The sequence below is a fragment of the Rhizobium sp. BK456 genome, from assembly GCF_014194045.1.
GTDB classification, from domain to species: Bacteria; Pseudomonadota; Alphaproteobacteria; order Rhizobiales; family Rhizobiaceae; genus Rhizobium; species Rhizobium redzepovicii.
On record NZ_JACIAO010000009.1, the window covers coordinates 142,322 to 168,201 of the forward strand.

Annotated in this window: 22 protein-coding genes; 6 read left to right on the plus strand and 16 right to left on the minus strand. The window is 61.7% G+C overall.

Translation table 11 applies throughout. The annotated features are described in order from the left end of the window. Window positions 1-36: 36 nt before the first annotated feature. From FHX03_RS24195 to FHX03_RS24215, 5 genes are all read right to left on the minus strand, one after another. A complete protein-coding gene (locus FHX03_RS24195) occupies window positions 37-1,077 on the minus strand; it encodes an ABC transporter permease (RefSeq protein WP_131711187.1) in 1,041 nt (346 codons plus the stop codon). Window positions 1,078-1,095: 18 nt separating this feature from the next. After that, window positions 1,096-2,592: a sugar ABC transporter ATP-binding protein gene (locus FHX03_RS24200; protein WP_183780086.1), complete on the minus strand. Its 1,497-nt coding sequence runs from the start codon at window positions 2,590-2,592 to the stop codon at window positions 1,096-1,098. A 108-nt stretch (window positions 2,593-2,700) separates the two neighbouring features. Beyond that, complete coding sequence (locus tag FHX03_RS24205; protein ID WP_183855804.1) at window positions 2,701-3,594, minus strand: NAD(P)-dependent oxidoreductase; 894 nt, start codon at window positions 3,592-3,594, stop codon at window positions 2,701-2,703. After that, entirely contained in the window at window positions 3,584-4,141 is a 558-nt protein-coding gene (locus tag FHX03_RS24210; protein ID WP_183780093.1) for a gluconokinase, read from the minus strand. The genes FHX03_RS24205 and FHX03_RS24210 overlap by 11 nt, the downstream gene beginning before the upstream one ends. 13 nt (window positions 4,142-4,154) lie before the next feature. Continuing rightward, window positions 4,155-4,919 (minus strand): SDR family oxidoreductase, encoded by a 765-nt coding sequence (locus FHX03_RS24215; protein ID WP_097626170.1) that lies wholly within the window; start codon window positions 4,917-4,919, stop codon window positions 4,155-4,157. A 135-nt stretch (window positions 4,920-5,054) separates the two neighbouring features. Between FHX03_RS24215 and FHX03_RS24220 the strand changes: the two genes are divergently transcribed. Beyond that, the gene (locus FHX03_RS24220; RefSeq protein ID WP_097626171.1) at window positions 5,055-5,996 is read left to right on the plus strand and encodes a 2-hydroxyacid dehydrogenase; all 942 of its coding nucleotides are present in this window, start codon (window positions 5,055-5,057) and stop codon (window positions 5,994-5,996) included. Between the two features lie 10 nt (window positions 5,997-6,006). Then, window positions 6,007-7,038, plus strand: a complete 1,032-nt coding sequence (locus tag FHX03_RS24225) for an L-idonate 5-dehydrogenase (protein ID WP_183855806.1) — start codon at window positions 6,007-6,009, stop codon at window positions 7,036-7,038. Between the two features lie 12 nt (window positions 7,039-7,050). On the opposite strand, the gene FHX03_RS24230 is transcribed toward FHX03_RS24225, so the two are convergent. Next, the gene (locus tag FHX03_RS24230) at window positions 7,051-8,121 is read right to left on the minus strand and encodes a LacI family DNA-binding transcriptional regulator (RefSeq protein WP_097626330.1); all 1,071 of its coding nucleotides are present in this window, start codon (window positions 8,119-8,121) and stop codon (window positions 7,051-7,053) included. On the opposite strand from FHX03_RS24230, the gene FHX03_RS24235 reads away from it, so the two are divergent. Then, on the plus strand, window positions 8,021-8,287 hold the full coding sequence (locus FHX03_RS24235) for a hypothetical protein (RefSeq protein WP_183855946.1): 267 nt from the start codon (window positions 8,021-8,023) through the stop codon (window positions 8,285-8,287). The genes FHX03_RS24230 and FHX03_RS24235 overlap by 101 nt on opposite strands. A gap of 14 nt (window positions 8,288-8,301) precedes the next feature. Further along, window positions 8,302-9,228, plus strand: a complete 927-nt coding sequence (locus FHX03_RS24240; RefSeq protein ID WP_097626173.1) for an SMP-30/gluconolactonase/LRE family protein — start codon at window positions 8,302-8,304, stop codon at window positions 9,226-9,228. A 184-nt stretch (window positions 9,229-9,412) separates the two neighbouring features. Here FHX03_RS24240 and FHX03_RS24245 read toward each other — a convergent pair whose 3' ends face one another. Continuing rightward, window positions 9,413-11,509, minus strand: coding sequence for a vWA domain-containing protein (locus FHX03_RS24245; RefSeq protein WP_183855808.1), 2,097 nt, complete (start codon window positions 11,507-11,509; stop codon window positions 9,413-9,415). After that, the gene (locus FHX03_RS24250) at window positions 11,509-12,033 is read right to left on the minus strand and encodes an RNA polymerase sigma factor (protein WP_183855810.1); all 525 of its coding nucleotides are present in this window, start codon (window positions 12,031-12,033) and stop codon (window positions 11,509-11,511) included. Before FHX03_RS24250 ends, FHX03_RS24245 begins: the two co-directional genes overlap by 1 nt. A gap of 262 nt (window positions 12,034-12,295) precedes the next feature. On the opposite strand from FHX03_RS24250, the gene FHX03_RS24255 reads away from it, so the two are divergent. After that, window positions 12,296-13,207 (plus strand): alpha/beta hydrolase, encoded by a 912-nt coding sequence (locus FHX03_RS24255; protein WP_183855812.1) that lies wholly within the window; start codon window positions 12,296-12,298, stop codon window positions 13,205-13,207. A 3-nt stretch (window positions 13,208-13,210) separates the two neighbouring features. On the opposite strand, the gene FHX03_RS24260 is transcribed toward FHX03_RS24255, so the two are convergent. Beyond that, a complete protein-coding gene (locus FHX03_RS24260; protein WP_183855814.1) occupies window positions 13,211-15,214 on the minus strand; it encodes a CocE/NonD family hydrolase in 2,004 nt (667 codons plus the stop codon). Window positions 15,215-15,235: 21 nt separating this feature from the next. Continuing rightward, complete coding sequence (locus FHX03_RS24265; protein WP_183855816.1) at window positions 15,236-16,816, minus strand: ABC transporter substrate-binding protein; 1,581 nt, start codon at window positions 16,814-16,816, stop codon at window positions 15,236-15,238. Between the two features lie 120 nt (window positions 16,817-16,936). Between FHX03_RS24265 and FHX03_RS24270 the strand changes: the two genes are divergently transcribed. Then, a complete protein-coding gene (locus FHX03_RS24270; protein WP_183855818.1) occupies window positions 16,937-17,722 on the plus strand; it encodes a helix-turn-helix domain-containing protein in 786 nt (261 codons plus the stop codon). A 54-nt stretch (window positions 17,723-17,776) separates the two neighbouring features. On the opposite strand, the gene FHX03_RS24275 is transcribed toward FHX03_RS24270, so the two are convergent. The 6 genes from FHX03_RS24275 to FHX03_RS24300 all read right to left on the minus strand — a co-directional run bounded on the left by FHX03_RS24275 (window position 17,777) and on the right by FHX03_RS24300 (window position 25,877). Then, window positions 17,777-19,408 carry an ABC transporter ATP-binding protein gene (locus FHX03_RS24275; protein WP_183855820.1) on the minus strand — a complete coding sequence of 544 codons (1,632 nt, stop codon included), beginning with the start codon at window positions 19,406-19,408 and terminating at the stop codon, window positions 17,777-17,779. Continuing rightward, window positions 19,401-20,228, minus strand: a complete 828-nt coding sequence (locus FHX03_RS24280; RefSeq protein ID WP_097626181.1) for an ABC transporter permease — start codon at window positions 20,226-20,228, stop codon at window positions 19,401-19,403. Before FHX03_RS24280 ends, FHX03_RS24275 begins: the two co-directional genes overlap by 8 nt. Beyond that, window positions 20,225-21,229 carry an ABC transporter permease gene (locus FHX03_RS24285; protein ID WP_183855822.1) on the minus strand — a complete coding sequence of 335 codons (1,005 nt, stop codon included), beginning with the start codon at window positions 21,227-21,229 and terminating at the stop codon, window positions 20,225-20,227. Before FHX03_RS24285 ends, FHX03_RS24280 begins: the two co-directional genes overlap by 4 nt. A gap of 97 nt (window positions 21,230-21,326) precedes the next feature. Then, window positions 21,327-22,916, minus strand: coding sequence for an ABC transporter substrate-binding protein (locus FHX03_RS24290; RefSeq protein WP_131711201.1), 1,590 nt, complete (start codon window positions 22,914-22,916; stop codon window positions 21,327-21,329). Window positions 22,917-23,033: 117 nt separating this feature from the next. After that, complete coding sequence (locus FHX03_RS24295) at window positions 23,034-23,816, minus strand: carnitinyl-CoA dehydratase (protein ID WP_131711202.1); 783 nt, start codon at window positions 23,814-23,816, stop codon at window positions 23,034-23,036. 6 nt (window positions 23,817-23,822) lie between these two features. Continuing rightward, complete coding sequence (locus tag FHX03_RS24300) at window positions 23,823-25,877, minus strand: acetate--CoA ligase family protein (protein ID WP_183855824.1); 2,055 nt, start codon at window positions 25,875-25,877, stop codon at window positions 23,823-23,825. Between the last annotated feature and the right edge of the window lie 3 nt (window positions 25,878-25,880).

Below are 25,880 nucleotides of genomic sequence, written 5' to 3' on the forward strand. Positions count from 1 at the left end.
TTTTGTTTGTTGTGGAATGCCGGTGAGCCGGCATCCTCATTTGGATGCGGGTGTGATCCTCCTCACAGCTCCGCGCTTGCGCTGGGCATAACCTGCAATGCCGATGGCAATCAGCAGGGTCACGCCGTTGAACAGCGGTTCGACGAAGAACGAGCCGCCGAATTGCTGAATTCCTGATATCCCGACTGCCAGGATGATGACGCCGATCAAAGTCCCCCAGACGTTCACCCGGCCTGGCTTGATCGTCGTCGATCCGAGAAATGCGCCGACCAGCGCCGGCAGCAGATATTCAAGACCGACGCTTGCCTGGCCGATGCGAAGCTTCGAGGCGAGAAGGACCCCGGTCAGAGCAGCCAGCAGGCCGGAGGTCACGAATGCGCCGATCACGAACTTGCGGACCGGAATGCCATTGAGGGCCGCAGCCTTGGGATTGGCGCCGATCGCGTAAAGGTACCGGCCGATCGGCAGGTATTCGAGCACGACCCACATGCAGATGGCGATCAAGAGCACATAAAAGCCGGTGATCGGCAGGCCGAACAGCATGGTACCGTTCAGCGCATAAAAACCTTCAGGCAGTACACCGACCACCTGCCGCCCGCCGGTGTGCCAAAGGGCAAGCGCGTAAAGAACCGTGCCGGTACCGAGCGTGGCGATGAAGCTGTCGATCTTGGCGACCTCGACCAGCAGGCCGTTGATGAAACCGGTGAGGACGCCGAGCGCGAGTACGATGAGGACGGCGACCGGCCAGGGCAGGCCGTAGGCCGTCTGCAGGCTGATGGCGAGAATGTGCCAGAGCACGATGCCGTAGCCGACCGTCAGATCGATGCGGCCCGATGCCATCGGGATCATTGCGGCCAGCGACAGAAGCGCGATGATCGCCTTGTCGGAGACGATCGAGCGAACGTTCAGCACGGTCGGGAACGTATCCGGCAGAAGGATCGAGAAGATTACGATCAGGCCGACGGTCAGGATCACCAGCCCGTAAACCGGGATCAGGCGGCCGATCTTCTGGCCGGTGGACAGGCCGGCCATTTCGCTCTTGGTCGGCTCCAGTGCGGTGGATTCAATGGATTGCATGGCTGTTCTCCCGATGGCTCAAGCGGCTTCCGACGCCGAAGCGGCCGTGATGACCGCCTCCGTGGTCAGAGCGCTTCCGCTCAGTTCGCTGACGATTTTTCCGCGCGAGAAAACCAGCGCGCGGTGGCAGATATGGGCGATTTCCTCGAAATCCGTCGAGACCACGACGACCGCGAGACCGGCTTCCAGCGCCTGGGTGATCAGGCGGTAGATTTCCGCACGCGCGCCGATGTCGACGCCGGCGGTCGGGTCTTCCGCAACCAGCAGCTTGCGCCCGGTCGCCAGCCAGCGGCCAACGACCACCTTCTGCTGGTTGCCGCCCGACAGCGCCTCCACCGGCAGATCCGGATCGTTCGGCCTGAGGCCGACGGAATGGCCGATCGCATGGGCAAGATCGGCTTCGCCACGCGGCGACAGGAAGGAGAAAATCCCGCGTCCGACGGCGCCCGGATTGAGATAGGTATTTTCCCGAATGGACAGCGAGAGCGCGACGGATTCCTCCGTCCGGTCACGGGCGATCAGACCGATCCCTGACGCCATGGCCTGCCGCGGGCTGGAAAGATCAGGGGCCAGGCCATGCAGCAGAACCGAGCCGTTGAAGGGCTCGCAGCCGAACAGCGCCCGGCCGATGCGTTCCTGACCGGCGCCGCGCAATCCAACCAGCCCGAGCAGCTCACCCTCGCGGATATCGAAGGATATCGGGCTCGTGCCGGTGCAGACGAGATCGCGAACCTCGACGATCGCCTTGCCGGGCTTGATCTCGGCCTTGGAAAAGAGGCTGTCACTGCTGCGGCCGATGATCATCGTCACCAGTTCGTCGGGGGTGGTCTCGCTGACCGGCTTCTGTCCCACCATGCATCCGTCGCGCAGCACGGCGACGCGATCGGCAATGCGGAAAATCTCGTCCAGCCTGTGGGAAACGTAGATCATGCCGACGCCCCGCTCCTTCAGGGGGCGGATCGCATTGAACAGCCGGTCGACTTCGTCGGCGGGAAGGCTTGCGGTCGGCTCGTCGAGCACCAGAACGTCGGCCTCGACGGCAAGCGCGCGGGCAATGGCGACAAGCGATTTTTCGGTGCGCGACAGGGCCGAGACCCGCGTTGTCGGATCGAAGTCGCAGCCGACCAGTTTCAGGGCCTCCTTGGCGCGCGCCTGTGTCCTGTTCCAATCGATCACGCCGCGACGCATCGAGAAACCCTGTGACAGGCCCATATTCTCGCCGACCGTCATCCACTCGATCAGACCGAGATCCTGGTGGATGAAGGCGACCGGTTGGCGCTCGTTCGGCTTCGGCGGACGATGATGGTAGCTCTGGCCGCGGAAAAGGATGTCGCCATTATCCGGCCTGTAAATGCCGGCGAGGGTCTTGATCAGCGTCGATTTGCCGGCGCCGTTTTCGCCCAGCAGCGCCAGGATTTCGCCCTCGCGCAGATCGATCGAGACGTCACGCAACGCCTGCGTGCCGCCGAAGCTTTTGGTGATCGATTGGAACTCCAGCAGTCTCTTGGCTTCCACTGTGGCTCCTCCCAAAGCTGCGGTTGTCATTGGCTGTATGTTATCGATAACATTCATGCATGGTCAAGCGGAAAGATGACAATCTCGAATTTCGAATGAAGATTGCCGTCAGCCGGCCTGAAGCCCGTCGAGAAGGCGCATCATCTCGGCCGAGTCCTTCGGCCCAAGCCCGGCCGCACAGAGCAGTCGGTGAATTTCGACCACCGCCCCGGTCATCGGCAATGGCGTCTTCGTCTTCAGCGCGAAAGCCTGAAGCGAATCCAGGTCCTTCAGCATGTTGTCGATTCTTCCTGTCGGGGAGAAATCGCGGGCGGAGAATTTTGCCATGAATTCCTGCAATATCCGGCTGTCCGCCCTGCCGCCGGCAAGGGCTGCCGGAATGGCTGAGGGATCGACGCCGCCGGCTTCAGCGAGCTTGACGGCTTCAGCGACGGCCTGGAACAGCACGGCGCAAAACAGCTGATTGATCAGCTTGGTGGTCTGCCCGGCGCCGGATTGGCCCATCAGCGTATAATTGGCGGCAAGATGCCGCATCACCACGCGGGCCCGTTCGAAATCCTCAGGGCTGCCGCCGGCCATGATCGTCAGCTTTCCGCCAAGCGCGCCTGGCACGCCGCCGGACAACGGGCAATCCACCCATGCCATGCCCGTTTCCGCACGCAGCCGCTTCGCCATGTCGACCGTCTCGGCGGGATCGATGGAGGACATGTCGATCAGCAGCTTGTCGGCGCTTGCCGCCGCCGCTACCCCCTTCTCGCCGAAGACGACGGCACGCACGATGTTGGCGTGATTGAGGCTGAGCACGCAGAATTCCGACGCCGAGACCGCATTCTCCACGGAACTCGCCGCGTGGGCACCCTTGGGCGTGAGTGCCGCGACCTTTTCGGCATCGAGATCGAAGACCGATACTTTGTGCCCGGTTTCGATCAGTCGCGTGACGATCGCCGTTCCCATGATACCCGCGCCGATGACGGCGACGTCTGCTCTATAGTCATCCTGCATGATTATCTCCTCCCTTGACCGCCACGCCGCTCAGCCCTTTGCAAGCCAGCGCCATAATATCCTCCAACGCATTCTCGACCGCCACCGTCACCACCCCGGCTTCATCGGTCGGCGGCTCCAGCGTCTGCAACTGGCTGTCAAGCAGCGACGCCGGCATGAAGTGGCCCTGACGGGCCTGCATCCGCGACAGCAACAGATCGCGCGTCCCCTCCAGAAAAACAAAGGCCAAGCGTCCGCCCGCCGCCTGACGCAGCCTGTCCCGATAGGTTTTCTTCAGCGCCGAACAGGAAATTACCAATCCCTGCGACGCCTTTTGCGCGGTGTTAATCTCCTCGCCGATCCGGTCGAGCCAGGGCAGCCTGTCGGCGTCGGTGAGCGGTATGCCTTTCGCCATCTTCTCGACATTGCGAGCCGGGTGGAGTTGGTCGCCTTCCACAAAACGCATGCCGTTTCGAGTCGCGATGCCCGCTCCAACCGAGGACTTGCCGCAACCGCTCACGCCCATGACGACAACGGCCAGAGGCAGCGTTTCTTTTTCGAGTTCCATCGTCGCGTCTCTGTCAGAGGCAGGTCGTGATGCCGCCGTCGACGTACAGCGTGTGGCCGTTGATGAAGGACGACCCGCGGCCCGCCAGGAAAACGGCGGCGCCGACCAATTCTTCGACATTGCCCCAGCGCCCGGCCGGCGTCCGCTTCTCCAGCCAAGACGAGAATTCAGGATTGTCGACGAGCGCCTGGTTGAGCGGCGTCTTGAAATAGCCGGGCGCAATCGCGTTGATCTGCAGGCCGTGCTTGGCCCAGTCGGCGCACATGCCGCGCGTCAGGTTGCGCACCGCACCCTTGGTCGCCGTATAGGGAGCGATGCCCGGGCGGGCCAGCTCGCTCTGAACCGAGGCAATGTTGATGATCTTGCCCTGACCGCGGGCTATCATGGCTTTGGCGGCTGCCTGGCCGACGTAAAACACGCTCGAAATATTGGTGGTCAGCAGCAGCTCCCATTTGTCCGCCGGGAAATCTTCCAGCGGCGTGCGAAACTGCATGCCGGCATTGTTGATCAGGATGTCGAGCGGGCCGATATCGGCCTCGATCGCATCGATGCCCGCTTTGGCGGCATCCTTGCTGGTCACGTCGAAGATAGCGGCATGGGCAGACAGGCCTTGAGCCTTGAGACTTTCCACTGCGCGTTTGACGCTTTCGGGCGTGCGGCCGTTGATGATGACCTCGGCGCCGTGCTGCGCTAGGCCCTCGGCCAGCGCATAACCGATCCCCTGGCTCGAGCCGGTGATCAAGGCAAGCTGCCCGGTCAGATCAAACAGGTTCTTCATGCAAATAACTCCTCCGGTGTCGCTGCGAATGACGGCTTATACCGCCACTTCAGGTGAAACTCACTTGACATCGCTTCTCTGGATTATATGTTATCGATAACATAATCAACTGCCAAAATGCGGGACGGAGACGGAATGCCTGACGTAGAGATCTTGATGACCGGAGCTTATCCGGAATGGGATATGGTCGATCTGGAGGCGAAGTATCGCGTTCACCGCCTGTGGGAAGCGGCAGACCGGCAGGAACTGATTGCAAGGGTCGGCAAGGATATTCGCGCCATCGCGACGCGTGGTGAACTCGGCGCCTCCGCCGAGCTGATGAAGCAATTGCCGAAGCTGGAGATCGTCTCCTGTTACGGCGTCGGCACCGACGCCATCGACCTCGCCTATGCCCGCGCCAACGGCATTCGCGTCACCAACACGCCTGATGTGCTGACCGAAGATGTCGCCGATATCGCCATCGGACTGCTGCTTGCCACGGCGCGGCAGATCCCGCAGGCCGATGTTTTCGTCCGCGCCGGCCAGTGGGGCAATGTCGCCATGCCGCTGGTGACGCGGGTCGCCGGCAAGAAGGTCGGACTGGCCGGCATGGGGCGGATCGGCAAGGCGATCGCCAAGCGGGCTGCCGCTTTCGGCTGCGACATCTCCTATTTCGCCCGCAATGAGCACACGGATGTTGATTATGCCTACCAGCCGGACCTGGTCGCACTTGCCGATTGGGCCGATTTTCTGATCGTCATCGTCCCCGGCGGGCAGGCGACCATGAAGATCATCAACGCCGAGGTGCTGAAAGCGCTCGGTCCGAACGGCATGTTGATCAATGTTTCTCGCGGAACCACCGTCGATGAAGAGGCGCTGATCGCAGCCCTACAGGACGGCACCATCCAGGCCGCCGGCCTCGACGTCTTTTTGAACGAACCGAAGATCGATGCGCGGTTCCTGACACTCCAGAACGTGGTGTTGCAGCCCCATCACGGCTCCGGTACCGTCGAAACCCGCAAGGCCATGGGCCAGCTGGTCAGAGACAATCTCGCCGCGCATTTCGCCGGCGCAGCACTTCCAACTCCCGTCGTGTGAGGGTTTCGATATGAAAGCCATCGTCATTCATGCCGCCAAGGATCTCAGGATCGAGGAGCGCGAGCCGGAGGTTGCGGGCGAGGGGCAGGTGGAAATCGCCATCGAAGCCGGCGGCATTTGCGGATCCGACCTGCATTATTACAATCATGGCGGCTTCGGCACCGTTCGCCTGCGCGAGCCGATGATCCTCGGCCACGAGATCGCCGGCACAGTCAAGGCGCTGGGTGCCGGTGTGAGCGACCTTGCCGTCGGAGACCGCGTTGCAGTTTCTCCGAGCCGGCCGTGCAATCATTGCCAATATTGCCTGAAGGGGCAGCAGAATCACTGCCTCAACATGAGGTTTTACGGCAGCGCCATGCCGATGCCGCATATTCAGGGCGGCTTTCGCCAACGGCTGGTGGCGGAGCGCTGGCAATGCCACAAGGTCGCGGACGGCATTTCCATTCACGAGGCCGCCTTCGCCGAACCCTTTGCCGTGACGCTGCATGCGGCCAGCCGCGCCGGATCGCTGCTGGGCAAACGGGTGCTCGTCACCGGCTGCGGCCCGATCGGGATGCTGGCGATCGTTGCGGCACGTGTTCTCGGCGCTCGAGAAATCGTCGCGACCGATGTGACCGACAGCGTTCTGGCGATCGCCCGCACCAGCGGCGCGGATCGAACGATCAATGTTGCCACGCATGCCGCCGACCTCGCCGCTTACGGCGCCGACAAGGGATATTTCGACGTCATGTTCGAGGCGTCGGGCAATGAGCGGGCGGTGCGCGCCGGCCTGGAGGCGCTGAAGCCTCGCGCCGTGCTCGTACAGCTGGGCCTCGGCGGCGATGTCTCCATCCCGCAGAACATGATCGTCGCCAAGGAAATCGAGATGCGCGGGACATTCCGCTTTCACGAGGAATTTGCGCTTGCGGTCGAACTGATCAATGCGCGCCGCGTCGATCTGAAACCGCTGCTGACAGGTGTTTTTGCCATCGAAGAGGCCGTCGCCGCCTTCGAATTGGCCAGCGACCGCAGCAAGTCGATGAAGGTGCAGATCGCCTTCTGATATCGGCGCCCATTATTGGGCGCTGCGATCCGTGCTTTCGCGCAGCACGACCCTGTAGCCTGTCAATGTGATCTCGTCGCCGGTCGTCTCGCCGCTGCCCTGCAAGGCATCGAGAAGGCGGGCGGCGGCCTGGCGGCCGATGCCGTAACAGTCGACATTAATGGTGGTGATGCTGGGGTGACAGATCGACGAGATCTCGTAATCGCCGAAGCCGGCTATGGCGATATCTTCAGGCACGCGCATTCCCCGGCGTTTGCATTCCATGATCGCGCCGAAGGCGGACAGGTCGGAGACGCAGAGAACGACTTCGGTATCCGGCCAACGCTCCAACAGGCTGACGATCGCCTGGCCGCCCTGTTCCATGCTGATCGGCGGCACGCCAAAGGAAATCGCCCGCCCCGGTCCCAAACCCAGTTCCTCGACGGTCCTCAGAAAACCGCTTCGTCGCTGGCTGCCGCGCGTATCGCGCGCTGTCGTACCGCCGATATAGCCGAACCTGCGATAGCCCTGGCTCGCAAGCGCTCGCACCAACAGGGACATCGCCTCGCTGTTGGAAAAGCCGACGACATGATTGATCGGCTCTTCCGGAATTTCCCAGGTTTCAACCACCGGAATGCCGGCCTTATCAAGCATGCGCCGCGCCCGGTCGGTATGCGAACCGCCTGTCAGGATGATGCCTTCGGGGCGGCGGCGCAGCATTGCCTCGATCAGCTTTTCTTCTTTCTCGGCGGAATAGTCGGTATAGCCGAGAAGAAGCTGAAGGCCGGTATCTTCCAAGGCATCGGTGATGCCGCGGGCGGTGTCGGAAAAATTCGAATTGTTGATCGAGGGTACCAGCGCCGCGATGAAGCCGCTGCGCCGAGAGGAAAGACTGCCGGCCGACAAGTCGAGCACGTAGCCGAGCGCATCGACGGCTTCCATGATGCGCTTGCGCGTCTCTTCGGAAACGCTCGCATCCTGCCGAAAAGCGCGCGAAACGGTCATGGCAGATACGCCGACATATTTGGCGACTTCAGCCATCGTCAGTTTTTGGGCGTCGCCTCCCTTGAGACGCTTGTCTTTTGGCTCATCCTCGTTTTTCACTGGCTCCGCTTTCAAAACAGCTTCCGAGTTGGGCAACTCAACACACGATAAAGTTATCGCTATCATCGCACAATCGATATTATTGCAGGAATGCCGCGTTCCACAGTTCGCCGATATCTGTACGAAGAGCGAAAAACAAAGCATTATGGTATCGATAACAATTTGAGATGAGGGAGCATCATGTTCGGAGAAATCGAGGGGACTGGGTTCGAGGTTCTCGATCCGCGCTTTGAAAACTGTTTCGTCGGCCATGCCCGCGTCGAGCGGCTTTGGACGGGCGGGCGCTGGCTGGAAGGACCGGCCTGGTTTGCCGCCGGGCGCTATCTGGTCTTCTCGGATATCCCCAACAATCGCATGATGCGCTACGATGATACCAGCGGGCAGACATCGGTCTTCCGCTCACCCAGCAACAACTCGAACGGCAACACGGTCGACAATCAGGGACGGCTGATCACCTGCGAGCATCTGGCGCGCCGTGTCACGCGAACCGATTTCGACGGCGGGATCAGCGTGCTGGCCGATCGCATTGCCGGCAAGCGGCTCAATTCTCCCAACGATGTCACCGTCAAATCCGACGGGACCATCTGGTTCACCGACCCGAGCTACGGCATCCTCCACGATTATGAGGGCGACTATGGCGAGGCGGAAATCGGCGGATGCCACGTCTACCGGCACGACCCGGCAACAGGCGCCACCGACCAGATGACATCGGATTTCGTCAAACCGAACGGGCTGGCTTTCTCCCCGGACGAAACGCTGCTTTATATCGCCGATACCGGGGCATCGCACCTGTCCGGCGGTCCGCGCCATATCAGAAAGCTCGCCGTGTCCGATAACGGCAAGCTGAGCGATCTCGGCATTTTTGCCGAATGCACCGCAGGCTTTTTCGATGGTTTTCGCGTCGATCGAAAGGGAAGGATCTGGACGAGCGCCCGCGACGGTGTGCACTGCTATGATCCAGATGGCACACTGATCGGCAAGATCCATATTCCCGAGATTGTCTCCAACGTCGCTTTCGGCGGCGAGAGATTGAACCGCCTCTTCATTACGGCAACCACGTCGCTCTATGCGGTCTATCTCACGGCCAACGGCTCAAGACTGGGATAGAGCGCCCTATCTTCCAACAATAAATCAGCCCGCGACCTGTATTAATGGGTTTCCGTTTCATACGGTGGGCTGATTTAACCATATCGATTATCAGTCCACAGACTGAACAGGGAACTCCTCGTTCCAAACGCTCAGAAGCAGAGGCCGTTTCCCCGGCGGTCTCTGCTCTGCGGTATTCCTCAATTCATCGTTGGCTGAGGCCGTCAGCCAACCTGATGAGGCCGAGGAAGTCCGACCTGTAGCCGAAGGGATCCGCCCCGCGCGATGCCGCAGCGAGATCGGCAATCGCCTGATAGGGATAGGTGTCGAGGGCGCTGGTGCGGCTCAGTTTCTGGCCGAAGGCGGCGACGGCCACGGAGAAGCGAACGTCCTGCGGCGCGGCGTCGATGGTGGCGAACGCGTTGCCGTCACCGACAGGGGTGGTGATCAGCGCGCTCTTGTCCTCCCCCGGCCGCTTGTAGCGCATCTTGACGAAGGCAAGCTCGCCGTGATGCGTGCCGTCCGATGCCGCGGCCGGCGCCTTGTTGGGCAGGCCGTAACGCAGATCGTCATTCATCACCGCGGGGCTCCCCTTGGGCGTGATTTCGTAGATCACCGTGACACTGTGGCCGGAGCCGATATCGCCGGCATCGACGCGGTCGTTGTTGAAATCCTCGCGGTTGAGGGCGCGTGTCTCGTAGCCGATCAGCCGGTATTCGGCGATCCGTTCCGGGTTGAACTCGACCTGGAACTTGACGTCCTTCGCAATCGGAAACAGCGTCGACCCGGCTTCTTCGACCAAGGTCTTCTGCGCCTCCGCGAGCGTGTCGAGATAGGCGGCGCTGCCATTGCCGTTCTGGGCCAGCGTCTGCATCAGGGAATCGTTGAGATTGCCGCGGCCGAAGCCGAGAACGGTCAGGAAGATGCCGTCCTTGCGTTTCTCCTCGATGATGCGCTTCAGATCCTCGTCGCTCGACGGGCCGACATTGAAGTCGCCGTCCGTCGCCAGCATCACCCGGTTGACGCCATCCTTGACGAAGGCCTTCTTGGCAAGATCGTAGGCCGCCTCGATGCCTTCGGCGCCGCCGGTCGAGCCTCCAGCCTCCAGCCTGTCGATTGCCACGAAGATCTTCGATTTCTCCGCTACCCGCGTCGGCTCGAGCACCGTGCCGGCATTGCCGGCATAGGTGACGATCGAGACGGTATCGTCGGCCTTCAGCTTGCTGACCAGAAGACGGAAGGCGCTCTTCAGCAGCGGCAGCTTGTCCGGCTCGTCCATCGAGCCCGAGACGTCGATGAGGAAGACGAGATTGGCATGCGGCGCGGTCGCCGGCGCAATGTCATAACCCTTGATCGCCACGTGCATCAGTTCCGTATCGTGATTCCACGGTGTCGGCATCACCGTCACGGTCGCCTTGAAAGGTTGATCGGCCTTCTCGGGACCCGGCCAGTCATAGGGGAAATAATTGATCATCTCCTCGACGCGAACCGATTGCGGATCCGGCATCGCCCCGCCGGCCAACGACCGGCGGACGAAGGAATAGGAGGCACTGTCGACATCGGCCGAGAAGGTCGAGACCGGATCGGTCGCGACACTCTTGATCGGATTTGCCACGGCATTGGCAAAGCGTTCGCGGCTGGGATCGAGCTGAACCCGGACATTCCCTTCCGCCGGCGGGACAGGCGAGGGGGCCGCGGCCATTGGTTCTGCCGACAGCTGGCCCTGAGCAACCACGCCGGGAGCCGCCGGCGCAGCACGTTTTGCCATGCCAAGTGCCGCGGCGGAATCCTCCGACTTGTTCTTAAGAGTGGCGATCTCGCCGGCATCGAATTCAGCGCGCAGCTCCGCAGCGGACTTTGCGGCCTGAGGTTCCTTGTCCTGCAAGACTTGAGTGCTATCAGCCGCCGACGATTGAGCCGGCCGATTCTCTTCGGCTGGCGCTTCGGAAAGCCGAGGTTCGGCCGGTTTCGGCATGTCATTTTTGGAAACGGTGCCGGCGATCTTTTCCTGGTTGACGATCGGTTGGTTGCGGGCCAGCTCGAGGGTGAGATAGCCGGCGGCGGGAATGACGAGCAGCGTTGCAAGGGCTGAACCGGCGAGGAATTTCTTATTCACAGCAGAGCTCCATATCCAGTTGATGATGGAGCTTGGACGCCAGCCTTTCGTAATTCCTTGGGCTGCTGCGGCATTATTTTCTGCGTTGTCGAAGGCCTGCATTGCCGCGGCAAGGGCGCGTGCACGCGCCTCCGGATCGGTTGCCGGCGGGGTGAGGCGGGAGAGCTTCTCGAGTTCCTTGTCCATTATACCTCTTCCTTGCCGAGCATGGCCTTCAGCCGCCTGCGCGCCTCGTGGACCTGCCAGGACACGGTCGTTTCCGAGCAGCCCATGACATCGGCGGCAGCCGAATGGCTGAGGCCTTCGCCATAGACGAGCAGCACGGCGTCGCATTGGCGTTCCGGCAAAGCGCGCACGGCCGCCCATAATTCGCTCGACAGCTCGTCGTCGTTCCCGCCCGGTGCATCCGGCTGCGGTTCGGAGGCGTAAGCGCGGAATGTCTGCTCTTCCCGTACAAGTTTGCGTCTATGGTCGCGGGCGGCATTGAGCGTCAGCGTATAGAGCCATGTCCTGAAGCGGCTGGCGCCGTGAAAGCCGCGGATGGCCGCGCCGAGCTTGACGCAGACCTCCTGGGCGATGTCGTCGGCGTCGGCGGAACTGCCCGACCATCGCCATGCCGTCGCGTGGACGAAATCATAATGGCGCGAGACCAGTTGCCCGAAGGCCTCCCGGTCGCCGCCCTGCGCTCGTTCTATGAGCTCCGCATCCAATGCGCACCTACCCCCAAGCTATCAAGCAAGATGCTATTTCGGGATTGAGACGTTTCTCCAGTGGCTTTCCTTGGGTCGACGACGAAAAAAATATCGGAATTTTTTGAAAAAGCGGCAAAGCCTTGAAATGCAGGATCAAAATAAGGAAGCATCGCGACATCCATGGGTCGCGGCCAGACAGATTGCCTCCGCCGCAAAGGCGCATGATGGGGTGAGAGTCGGCCAGGGACGTCTCCGCAGTCCCAAATCGAAAGGACCCTGCATGTCCGCTCCATCCCCTGTCCCCACCGAAAAAGGCATTCTGCAGTTTCTCCAGATTTGCGATAGCGTCTATCCCACTGAGGCTGTCGAAGCGTCGGTCGAGCAGCAACGGCATTGGTACGATGCGCTTTGCGCCCGCTTCGACCGCCCGCTGCCCCCGGATTTGATCTTTGCGGACGGCATGGTCCAGCGCATGCCGATCCGGCGCTACCGTCCGCGGAAAATCATCACCCGGACTGTTCTGCTCTATCTCCATGGCGGCGGCTTCGTCGTCGGTTCGCTTGAGAGCCATCACGCCATCTGCGCCGAGATCGCTGATTTTGCCGGCGCCGAACTCGTTTCCGTCGATTACCGGCTGGCCCCTGAATATCGCTGGCCGGCACAGACGGATGACGGCTTCGCCGTGCTCAAACATCTGCTTGCCGCCGGCAATAAGGTCGTGCTGATCGGCGACAGCGCTGGCGGCAACCTTGCGGCAGGGCTTGCCTTGCGGGCGCGCGACGAGGAACTCTCCGGCATCGTCGGCCAGGTGCTAATCTACCCCGCGCTCGGCGGCGACCTCGACGCAGGTTCCTATCTCGAAATGGCCGCCGCACCCGGCCTGACGACGGCCGATGTCGCCTATTATCGCGAGATTCTGCAGGCGCCTGAAGGAAATGAGATCGCCGAGCCACTCCAGGCGTCTTCGCTTGCCGGGCTGCCGCCGGCCTTCATCACGGTCGCGCATTTCGACCCCTTGAGAGACGACGGCCGGCACTATGCCGCCCGGCTCACTGAAGCGGGCGGAGAGGTCTGGTTCCGGGAGGAGCCCCAGATGGTGCATGCCTGGCTGCGCGCCCGGCATATGAGCGATGGCGCCCGCGATGGCTTCCATGCCGTCTGCGAGGCTGTCCGGCATTTCGCCGTGCCCTGACGATCACATCAGATCACGTGGGATCCGCTTTTCCGCAAAGATCTTTTCGAAGATCTGCACGTCGTCCTCGAAAGCGGTGACGACGGCACTGATGATCCAATCGGTGGCGGTGCAGGCAATCCGCGCGGTTGCCACGGTGCGCACGAACCAGCCGGGGCGGCGCATATCGCAGGTCCAGGTCGACACACCGGTCATCGACAGCGGATCATCGGGTGAAATCGACCAGACTTCCTCGCGCAATTGCCGGGTCGACAGGCCCGTCTCAGGATGTTCGTAGAGCCCGGTATCCTCGTGGATGCGATAGTCCGTCCGGTTGCCCGAGAGGTTGCGAACGACCTGGCGCTCCGTCGCCGCCGCGGCATGCTCGATATATCGAGGCAGGGGATCGGGATTGGCCGGCTCCTTGATTTCGATGCGGCGATGGTCGCCGAGCACCGGCAACCCCAGGCCGAGCGATGCCATGTCGATTTCGATTCCCTCATCCTCAGGCGGAGGAAGGATCATCGGCCAATAGGCGGTGGAAAGCGAAAGGCGGATGCGATGTCCCTTGCGGAAGCGATAGCCGCAGGCGTCGAGCACGAGACGGATCGACACCGTCTCGCCCGGGATCAGCGGTTTCGGATCGGCATTGCCGTCGCGGTGGGTGAGATTGACGACGCCGAAGGCGACCCGCATTGCCGTACCATCAGGATGAACATCGATCAGCCGGGCGCAGAGATTGCCGCCCGACGTCCGGGAGCGCAGCGCAAGCGTCAGCACGGGCTGGCCGAGATAGTCGCAATCGCCGGAAAGCGGCATGGTATCGAAGACCAGCGAGCCGGCATCGTCCGAGCGCTGATCGATCGCCATTTCGGCGTCGGGCTTCAGCGTGAAATATTCACCGGATGCCGTGCCGATATCGAGCGGAGAATGGAGATAAACGGGATGTTCGGGCGCGTGCGGGATCGGCATGCCTTCCGTCAGCCTGCCGAATTGCTCGACGTAAAAACACTGCATGCGCGGCGGCGTCCAGACATCCCTGGCGATCCAGAAACCAGGATCGCTGTCGCGGCGTGGGGCAGGGCGGATGGCATCGAGAATATAGGCACGGGTCTGCGGCAGTCTGTCGATGCCGTTGTCCTCGCCACGCAGCCACTTGTTCCACCAGGCGATCGCTTCGCCATGGAAATCGGCGCGCGGTTTCGGCCAGGCGAAGTGCGGATATTTGTGCACCCAGGGACCGATCAGCGCCTTGGCTTTATCGCCGAGGCCTTCGACCGCCATCAGCGGCGTATTGCGGTAACCGTCGGCCCAGCCGGCAATGACCAGTGCGGGAATCTCGACGCTGGAAAAATCCTCTGCGATCGAGCCGTGACGCCAGAAATCGTCGCGCCGCTGATGGCTCAGCCACTCCTCCATGAAAAAGGGTTCGCCCGCCAGGCGCTCCAGCCACAGCGCCTTCCAGCGCTCGCCGGCCAGTGCGGGATCGGGCGGGCGCGACTGATAGCCGAGCATCGTCGCCGCCCACGAAAGCTGGGCGGAGAGATGGCAGCCGTTCTTGTAGTGGATGTCGTCATTGTAGCGGTCGACGGTCGAGGCGATCGAGATGACGGCCTTCAGCGCCGGCGGGCGCAGGGCTGCGACCTGCAGGCTGTTGAAGCCGCCCCAGGAGATGCCCATCATGCCGACCGCGCCGTTCGACCAAGGCTGCGCGGCAATCCAGGCGATCAGCTCACAGGCATCGGCAAGCTCCCGTTCGGTATATTCGCCATCGATGACGCCGTCGGATTCTCCCGATCCGCGGATATCGACGCGCACGCCGGCAATGCCGGCGGCGGCGAAGACCGGATAGGTCGACTCGTCCCTGAGGCTCGTCCCGTCGCGCTTGCGATAGGGGAGGAACTCGAAGACCGACGGCACGGGATCCTCCTCCGCGCCGTCGGGCATCCAGATGCGTGCCGCCAGCCGCGTCCCATCCTTCAAGGTGATCCACTGATTTTCGATGGTTGTGAAGCTGCGGTCTGACATTGTCATATATCCAGGAGAGCTTTAGGCATTAAGCCACACGCGGCTGCCGATGTAGCCGTTGGACATATCGTTGCCGATATCGTCGACATATCCCTTCAGCATTTTCGAAGAGGCCATGATGTAATCGTTGAAGACGGGCAGGATCAGACCGCCATCGTCTCGCACCATCAGGGCCAATTGCCGATAAAGCACCTTGCGCTTGGCCTCATCGAGTTCTGACCTTGCTTGCAGAACCAATTTGTCGAAGTCAGGGCGCTTGAAATGCGTGTCGTTCCATTCTGCGGTCGACAGGTAAGAGGTGGAATAGCGCGAATCCTGGGTCGGACGACCGCCCCAGAACGAGGCGCAGAAGGGCTGCTTGTTCCAGACATTGGTCCAGTAGCCGTCTTCCGGTTCGCGCTTGACGTCGATCGTGATGCCGGCCTTGCGCGCGCTTTGCTGGAACAGGATCGCCGCATCCACAGCGCCAGGAAAGGCTGCGTCTGACGTGAGCAGCTGAATGGAGCGGTCGAGACCCGCTTTCTTGAAGTGGAAGGCGGCCTTGTCTGGATCATAAGGGCGCTGCTCGATATCGGTCGGGGCGAGAGCGTAGTTGGAATTGACCGGATAGTCGTTGCCGATGACTCCGTAGCCGCCCAGAACCTTGTCGAGGATCGCCTGACGATCAATGGCATATTTCAGCGCAAGCCGAAGATCGGTGTTGTCGAAGGGAGCCGTGTCGCAATGCATCAGGAAACAATAGAAGCCCTTGCCTGCATTCCGGAGGATTTCGACGGTCGGTGCTCGCTGCAGCATCGGGACTGTCTTGGGGTCGACATTGTTGACGAAATGGACTTGGCCGGAGGCAAGTGCGGCAACGCGGGCGGTGTTGTCGTTGATGACGAGGATCTCGACACTGTCGACAAAGCCGCGGTCGGAGCGCCAATCCTTCGGGTTTTTCTCGAAGGTTGCGTGAACGCCCGGTTCGAAGCTTTTCAGAATGTAAGGACCTGTACCGATGGCCGCCGCAGGCTTGTCGAGGCCGCCCTTCGGTTGGATGATCAGGTGATAGTCGGTCAAAAGCAAAGGCAGGTCCGCATTGCCTTCCGAAAGTGTGAGGACAAGGTCGCCCGCTTTTTCTTCGATACCGGTGATCGAGGCCATGAGCCCCAGAGCGCCCGACTGCGAATTCTTGTCCGCGTGTCGCTTCAGTGTCGCGACGATGTCCGCGACGGTCATCTTGCTGCCGTCGTGAAACTGCACGTCGTTCCTAATTTTGAAAGTCCAGACGGATGCGTCCGCCGATGGCGTCCAGGAAGTCGCCAGCGACGGCAAGGGCGTACCGGTCTTAGGGTCGGATTCGACAAGTGTGTCGCCCCAGAGACGGCCAATCACGAACAACACGGAGGCGCTATAGGTCGCGGGGTCGAGCGCATCACTGGTGGCGCCGCCCTTGAGGCCGAGTTTCAGATGACCCCCGCGCTTCGCTTCCTGCGCGCGGGCATCGCGCGGCATCAAGAGTCCGGAGGTGAGGACTGGCAAAGCACCCAGCGCGACGGCACCGCCAACGAAGTGACGACGGCCGATACTCAAAGGCGAAGATTGATCCTTTTCACGTCTCATTTCAGTTCCCTTTTCAACGTTCTTAGAAGGGAACGTAGAGATCAGGCTGCTTCACGCAATTTCGCGACTTGACGCATTTTTGAGCGAGTTTACGCTACTATCATTAAGACGGAACCGCCGATGCCTCACCTAGTCGAGAACCTCAAGATCGCCTGTGCCACGCAGCGTTCCATTTCGCATCTTTGCCGCGCGATCGATATCAATCGGCAGCAATTCAATCGATACATCAACGGCCAGACGAGGCCGTCTGCCCATAATCTCGCTCGCATAGCCAAGTATTTCGATCTCGACGCAGCCGACTTTGGTCTCGTTCCCAGGCTCTTTCGCGAGCGGCTTCGCAAACCGACTCTAGACCTCAATCAAAGTTCCGAACTATTAAAGGCGTTCCCAGGCGATCTGACCGCGCTCCGGCGCCATATCGGCTATTTCCAGACCTATCATCGCTCCCCGTCCTGGCCGGGAATGGTTGTGTGTTCGTGCAGCCGCTTTGTGGAGAAGGGTGGGCTTGTGCATGTCAAATCAATGGAGCGTCTGCGGGACGCTGGAAACGGCATCCAGCAATTTTCGAAATATGTCGGCCTTGCGGCCTTCTATCGAAACCGGATCTTCATTACGGAGCGAGTCGTCGGCTCGAATCCGATACTTTCACAGACGATCCTCCTGCCATTCGATGAGTACCAGCGCGTCTATCTGCGCGGGACGACAATGGGAGTTTCGTGGCGACGGGAAAATCTCCCGTATGCGTCGCGGATGATCTGGCGGCATGTCGGCGCCGAGCCCAACCTGCGCGAGCTTCTGTCGCGTTGCGGACCACTGCCGCTGTCTTCACGCCAGCTGCCACCGACAGTGCGCTCGTTCCTCGCCGATCCATCCGCGGAAGTGTATGCGGTGCCGGCAGAGTATTGAAGACACCGATTTTCAACGAAGCCATCCGGATGAGTACCGGAAGATTTCGAGCCTTCAATTCCCGGCGCTTGCCATCTTCCGCGTCGTTAGCACCCGCTCCAGCCAGCCGATCTCCATCTCCGGTACGGATTTCAGCAACAGGTCGGTGTAGTCGTCGAAGGGCGGCGATAGCGCTTGGGATTTGGGACCGAAGCGGACGAGCTTGCCGCGATGCATCACCGCGACGCTGTCGGCAATGGCGCGCACGATAGCGATGTCATGGGTGATGAACACGTAGGAGAGATGTTCCTCTTCCTGCAGCTTCAGCAGCAGTTTCAGAATGCCTTCGGCAACCAGCGGATCGAGGGCCGAGGTCGGCTCGTCGCAGAGGATAAGTTCGGGCTTGGCGGCAAGGGCTCTCGCGATCGCCACGCGCTGCTTCTGGCCGCCGGACAGTTCGGCCGGATAACGATCGACGAAACCGTTGCCCATTTCGATCTGGTCGAGCAGTTCCTTTACCCGCGCGGTTTTCTCGGCACCTCTCAGACCATAATAGAAGGTCAGCGGGCGGCCGATGATGTCGCGGACCGTCTGCCGCGGGTTCATCGCCGTATCGGCCATCTGGTAGATCAGCTGGATGCGCCTCAAGTCGTCATTCGGCCGGCTTTTGAGGCCAGGCAACAGCGGCTTTCCATCAAAGACAATGCGTCCGTTGCTCGGCGGCAACAGGCCGGTAATGACGCGCGCCAGGGTCGATTTGCCTGAACCGGATTCGCCGACGACGGCGAGCGTCTGCCCCTTCGGCACGTGCAGCGAGACATCGTGCAGCACCTTGAAGCCGTTGGAATATTCGGCGCTGACATTCTCCACGTTGAGAAGTGCTGCAGACTGGTCGGCGGCTTCCTCGCGGTAGGCCTGCCTGACATTAACGAGGGCGCGCGTATAGTCCTCCCGCGGTGCCTCGATGATCTGCTGGACGCTACCGTATTCGACTTGCTTGCCATAACGCAGGACCATGATGTCGTCCGAAATCTGGGCGACGACGGCGAGATCATGGGTGATATAGAGGGCGGCGGTGTGCGTTTCCTCGATGGCATGCTTGATCGCCGCCAGCACGTCGATCTGCGTGGTGACGTCAAGCGCTGTCGTCGGCTCGTCGAAGACGATCAGTTCGGGATTGGAGCAGAGCGCCATCGCCGTCATCGCCCGCTGCAACTGGCCGCCGGAGACCTGGTGGGGAAAGCGCTCACCGAAGGTTTCGGGATTGGGCAGGCCGAGAACCCCGAACAGATAAAGCGCACGCTTGCGCGCCTCGTCCTTGCTCATCAAACCATGTTTAACCGAAGCTTCGATCACCTGATCGCCGAGTCTGTGCGCCGGATTGAAGGCGGCCGCCGCCGATTGCGCGACGTAGCAGACCCGGGCGCCGCGGATTTTCCGGATGCCGTTCTTGCCAAGCACCAGGATATCGGCGCCGTCGAGCCGCACCTCGCCGCCGGTGATTTCGGCGCCGCCTCGGCCATAGGCAAGCGCCGAAAGGCCGATCGTCGACTTGCCGGCGCCCGATTCGCCGATCAGGCCGAGAACCTTGCCCTTCTGCAAATCGAAAGAAACGCCGTCGACGATCGTCACCCGCTTCGGCGGTTCGCCCGGCGGATAGCTGGTTGCTTCGATCTTCAGATTGCGAACGGAAAGAAGCTCAGGCATCGCCGCGCCCTCCCTTGAGGCTGGATGTGCGTTTCAGGAGCCAGTCGACGACGAGGTTGACGCAGACGGCAAGCACGGCAATCGCCGTGCCCGGCACCAGTGCTGCCGATATACCGAAGATGATGCCGTCCTTGTTGTCCTTGACCATGCCGCCCCAATCGGCCGCTGGCGGCTGAATGCCGAGGCCGAGGAAGGAAAGCGTCGAGAGGAACAGGATCGAGAAGGCGAAGCGCAGCCCGAATTCGGCCAGCAGCGGCGACAGGGTGTTCGGCAGGATTTCGCGGAAGATGATCCAGAGCTTGCCTTCGCCGCGCAGTGTTGCCGCCTCGACGAATTCCATCACCGCGACATCGAGCGCCACGGCGCGGCCAAGACGGTAGACGCGGGTGGAATCGAGGATCGCCATGACAAGGATCAGGACGACGATATTCTGCGGCAGGACCGCAAGAACCACCAGCGCGAAGATCAGCGTCGGGATCGACATCATCAGATCGTTGAAACGCGAAAAGACCGTGTCGATGATGCCGCGCGAGACGGCAGCGGTGAAGCTCAGGATGATGCCGAGCGAGAAGGAGATGACGGTGGCGGCGGACGAGACCAGCAGCGTCGTACGCGCGCCATAGATCAGGCGCGAGAGGATGTCGCGGCCGAGATTGTCGAGGCCGAAGATGTATTGATTATCCGGCAGCTGCCAGACGTCGCCGACAACCTGCGTCTCGCCATAGGGAGCGAGCCAGGGGGCGAAGATCGCAAAGATGAAGGCGATGGCGATGCCGGCCATGCCGATCCAGGCGGTGATGGGAATGTCTCTCAATCTCATCGCGGATGCCTCAGCCGGGGATTGGCGATAATCGCGAGGATATCGGCCGTCATATTGAGGAAAATGTAGACAGCCGCGAAAATCAGGCCGCAGGCCTGTACCACAGGCATGTCGCGCACGGTGACCGCATCGACCATATATTGCCCCATGCCGGGATAGACGAAGACCACTTCGACAACGACGACCCCGACCACGAGATAGGCAAGGTTCAGCGCGATGACGTTGATGATCGGCGCGAGCGCGTTGGGGGCGGCATGCTTGACGATCGCGCGGAAGGCGCTGAGGCCCTTCAGTTCGGCGGTTTCCATATAGGCCGACGACATGACGGAGAGGATCGCCGCCCGCGTCATGCGCATCATGTGCGCAAGCACGACGAGCACCAGCGTCGCCGTCGGCAGCGCGATCGCCTTCAATCGCTCGGCGAGACCCATGCTGTCGTAGACGGTCGCTGGAAAAGTCGCCATGCCGAGCTTCACCGCGAAGAACAGGATCAGCAAGTAGCCGATGAAGAACTCCGGCAGTGAGATCGCCGCGAGCGAGATAATGTTGATGATCTTATCCGGCAGGCGGTTGCGGAAATGCACCGACAGCATGCCGAGGCCGACGGCGAGCGGCACTGATATCACCGCGGCGAAACCCGCCAGGAAGAGCGAATTGCCGAGACGTTTGCCGATCTGTTCACTCACTGAATTCTTGCTGGCCCAGGAAGTGCCGAAGTCACCCTGGACGGCATTGCCGAGCCACTCGACATAGCGCGTCGTGACCGGCCGGTTCAGCCCGAGATCCTGTCGAATATTGGCAACGGCCTGCGGTGTCGCCGACTGACCGAGATAGGTTGTGGCAAAATCGCCGGGCAGGGCTTCCAGACCACCGAAGATCAGGATGGAGACGGCAAAAAGCAGGACCAGGCTGAGCACGAAGCGCTCGAGGATAAGGGCAAGCAGCGGAAAACGCTGCCGGAACCCGAGGCCGGGCAAGATGCTTGGGGCAGGATTGGTCATGGCGAGGGCCTCGCGCTAAAACGTCGGGAGGACCGCGGGGTTTCATCCCACGGTCCCGGCTTCGTTGGGGATCGGAGGGGCAAGCGCCCCTTTGCCATCAGGCGTCCAGCCAGACGCGCGTCGCGACGTAGCCGTTCGACATGTCGTTGCCGATATCGTGGACATAACCCTTCACCTGCTTGGTGGAGGCGTTCACGAAATCGTTGAACATTGGCAGGATCACGCCGCCCTCGTCGCGCACCATCATCGCCATGGCGCGATACAAATCCTTGCGCTTGGCTTCATCAAGTTCGGATCGGGCCTGCAACAGCAGCTTGTCGAAGTCAGGACGCTTGAACTTGGTGTCGTTCCAGTCCGCCGTCGAGAGATAGGCGGTGGAATACATCTGGTCCTGTGTCGGCCGGCCGCCCCAGTAGGAAGTGGAGAAGGGCTGGACGTTCCAGACATTGGTCCAGTAACCGTCGCCCGGCTCGCGCTTGACTTCAATCTCGATGCCGGCCTTCTTGCAGCTTTCCTGATAGAGGACGGCTGCATCGACACCGCCGGGGAAGGCGACTTCGGAGGTGCGCAGAAGGACCGAGCCGCTATGGCCCGACTTCTTATAGTGGAAGGCGGCCTTGTCGGGATCGTAGACGCGCTGCTCGATGCCCTCGGGGAAGAGCGCATAGGTGCTGTTGATCGGGAAGTCGTTGCCGACCTTGCCGTAACCGCCGAGGATCTTCTGCACCATGGTCTCGCGGTCCATGGCGTATTTGAGGGCCAGCCGCAGGTCGTTGTTGTCGAACGGCGCCTTGTCGCAATGCATGATGAAGACGTAATGGCCGCGGCCGGCAGTCGAGAGGATCTCGACGTTCGGGGCGCGCTTCAAAAGGTTGACGGTCTTCGGGTCGACGCGGTTGATGTAGTGCACCTGGCCGGACGACAGTGCTGCGATGCGGGCGGTCGCGTCATTCATGCCGATGATTTCGATCGAATCGACGTAGCCCCGGTCGGTGCGCCAGTCGTCCTTGTTCCTTTCGAAGGTGGCACGGACGCCGGGCTCGAAACTCGTCATCTTGTAGGGGCCGGTGCCGATCGAGGCCAGCGGATCATCGACGCCGCCGTTCGGCTGGATGACCAGATGGTAGTCCGACAACAGCAACGGCATGTCGGCATTGCCTTCGCTGAGCGTCAGCACCAGATTGCCGCCGTCAGCCTTGATCTCCTTGATCGAGCCGAGAACACCCAGCGCACCGGATTCCGACTTCGCATCGGTGTGGCGCTTCAGCGTCGCAACAACGTCGTCAATCGTCAGTTCCTTGCCATCGTGGAACTTGACGCCCTTGCGGATCTTGAAGGTCCAGGTGACAGCGTCTTTCGACGGCTCCCAGGATTCGGCAAGCGAGGGCACGGCGGCACCCGTCAGCGGGTCGGACTCGACCAGCATGTCGCCCCAGCAGCGGCCGATGCAGAACATGACCTGTGACAGGAACTTCGCCGGATCCTTGGAATCGGTGGCTGCACCTCCTTCGAGGCCGAGCTTCAGGTGGCCGCCGCGTTTCGGTTCGGCGGCCTCGGCACTTTCGGTGAAGAGCTTGTCGGCGACGGCAAGTGTGATGCCCGCCGCCATGGCGCGTCCCATGAATTCGCGGCGGCTGAGCCCGCCCGCGGTGACGCGGCCTGCGAGATATTTGCTATAGTCGTTCATTCCCCAGTTCCTTCTTTGTGGTGCGTTGACAGAACTTCCGGGCAGGATCGCAGGCGGTTTCCTCTCCACCTCCGGTGCCCGCATCATGCGGGAAACATTGCGGTTGCTGCCGCCTCGTTATTGTCCTTTCCAGATAGGGCTTCGCTTCTCAGCGAAGGCCCGTGCGCCTTCCAATTGGTCTTCGCTCGAATAGAGCCTGTCGACGGTCGCAAACTGCCGCTTGGTGATCTTGTTCATGGCAGTCTGGAACGTCGAACCCTCCGCTTCGCGCACGATTTCCTTGATGGCCGCATAGACGAGCGGCGGCCCGCTTGCGAGCAGGCGAGCAAGCTCCCAAGCTCTCTCCATCAGCCGGCCGGCCGGCAGGACCTCGTTGACGAAACCCCAGCGATGCGCCTCGTGAACGTCGAGCCAGCGTCCCGTCAAAAGCATGTCCATGGCGATGTGATAGGGGATGCGCTTCGGCAGCTTGATCGACGCCGCATCGGCAACCGTGCCCGAGCGGATTTCCGGCAGGGCGAAACTCGCATGTTCGGCGGCGACGATCAGGTCGGCCGAAAGGGCGAGCTCCAATCCGCCGCCGCAACAGATGCCGTTGACCGCTGCAATAACCGGCTTGTTGAGGTCGCGCAGCTCCTGCAGCCCGCCGAAGCCACCGACACCGTAGTCACCGTCGACCGCATCACCGGATGCTGCCGCCTTGAGGTCCCATCCAGCGCAAAAGAACTTTTCGCCCCCACCCGTCACGATGGCGACGCGCAATTCCGGATCGTCGCGAAAATTCTGGAAGATCAATCCCAAGGCACGGCTGGTCGCAAGGTCGATGGCGTTCGCCTTCGGCCGGTCGATGACGACTTCGAGCACCCCGCCGTCATGTCGTGTGCGAATGCATTCGCTCAACCTATGCTACCTCCTACGCCGTATGAGGGCATCGACTGCAGCAACACCGCGCCCTTCGGGAAGAACCATCAATGGATTAATGTCCAGTTCCTCCAGGCGTGCCACGTTCTTTACGACATAATCTGCCGCTGCTGCGATAGCGGCCACCGCGGCGTCGAGATCGCCTTTCGGCCGTCCGCGATAGCCATAGATCAATTTTGCCAGTTTGAGGCGCAAAATCGCCGCATGAATCTCGGTTTTCGTCGTCGGAAGCGGCAGGATGACGGAATCCTCGAGCAATTCGACAAAGATTCCGCCCGCTCCCAAGGTGAGCGACAAACCGAAGGCGGGATCGCGAATGGCGCCGACGATGAGCTCGGCGACCGGCGGGTCAATCATCTTCTCGACCAGGTAACCGGCATTCGGCGGCATTGCCGCCGCGGCGGTCGAGACCGCCTGGCTATCCCGGAGGTTGAGCGCGACGGCGCCGGCTTCGGTCTTGTGTGCGATGCCGACACCCTTCAACACGACGGGGAAACCGAGCCGTTCGGCCTGCTCGACGGCCTCATGGGGAGAAAAAGCCTGCAGCCCCCGGGGAACGGGGAGGCCACAGGCAGCAAGCTCCGCCTTCGCATCAGCTTCGGTCAGCGTCTCGATCTCACCATCCATGGACGGCACGTCGAGCAGCGGCAGGGGAGGCGGGGCTTGCCAAGCTTGGCCAATGCCGGCTGCGACCTCAGCTGCAGCCATGGTTTCGTCGATGCCTGAGAAGGCGACGATGCCATTGGCCATCAGCCGATCGGCGACAGGTTCGGGCATATTCTCCGGAAGCGTCGCGAGAAGGCCGGCCAGCGCACCTGTCGCAGAGGCAGCAGTGATGACCGCGTCTGCCGTCATTGCCCATTCGGACGCATCGCAGCGGTCGCGCCGCGGGAAGTCGAGGACGACCAGATTGAGGGCATAGCCGCCTTTGAACATGGCGCTGAAGGCTTCGGTCTGGCTGGCGAAATCACCCCACACGAAGGTGTGGTAGTCGAGCGGATTGGAGAGCGTCACCATCTCGCCCAGCACCCGCCGCAGACGCGGCAATTGTTGCGGGTGCAGCGCAGGGAATTCGATATTGCGGCCGACGGCGGCATCCGCGATCAGCGAAGCCTCGCCGCCCGAGCAGCTCATCGACGAGATCGACCGGCTTGGCAGAGGGCCGGCGACATGCAGCAGCTTCAGGGTTTCGAGCAGCGCCGGCAGGCTCTGGACACGGCCGATGCCGAGGCGGGCAAGCACGGCATCCGCCACGGCATCACTGCCGGCAAGCGAAGCGGTGTGCGACACTGCCGCCTGTTTTGCCTGCTCGGATCGGCCGACCTTCAGCACGACGACCGGCTTCTTGGACCGGCGGGCAATGGCAGCAAGGCGTTCGAGGCCGGAGAGATCGCCGAAACCTTCGACATGAAGGCCGACCGCCGTGACACGCGGATCCTCGATCAAGGCGCAGGCGACGTCGGCAAGCGTTGTCTGCGCCTGGTTGCCGGCCGTGACCATATAGGCGATCGGCAGTCCACGGGTCTGCATGGTCAGGTTGATGGCGATATTGGAAGACTGCGTAAGGATCGCCACGCCGCATTCGATGCGCTTCATGCCGTGCTGGTCGGGCCAGAGCAGCGCGCCGTCGAGACCGTTGATCAGTCCGTAGCAGTTGGGCCCAAGGATCGGCATGTTGCCGGCCGCCGAAAGCAGCGCCTGCTGCAGGTCGGCGCCATCGGCAAGTTCCGCCGTCGCCTCGCTGAAGCCTGATGCATAACAGACCGCGCCGCCGGCGCCGGCCGCAGAAAGGCTGCGCACGATATCTACGGTGAGCGCCCTGTTGACGCCGACGAAGGCGGCGTCCGGAGCGGAAGGCAGATCGGCGACCGAGCGATAACACAGCCGCCCGAGCACCTCGTCGAGTTTGGGATGGACGGGCCAGATCTTGCCTGAAAAGCCCATGCGGTCGCACTGCTCGATCACCCTGCGCGCCTCGCGGCCGCCGAAGACGGCGATCGTTTGCGGTCTGAGCAGGCGGTCGAGCGGGCTGGATGTCATCGG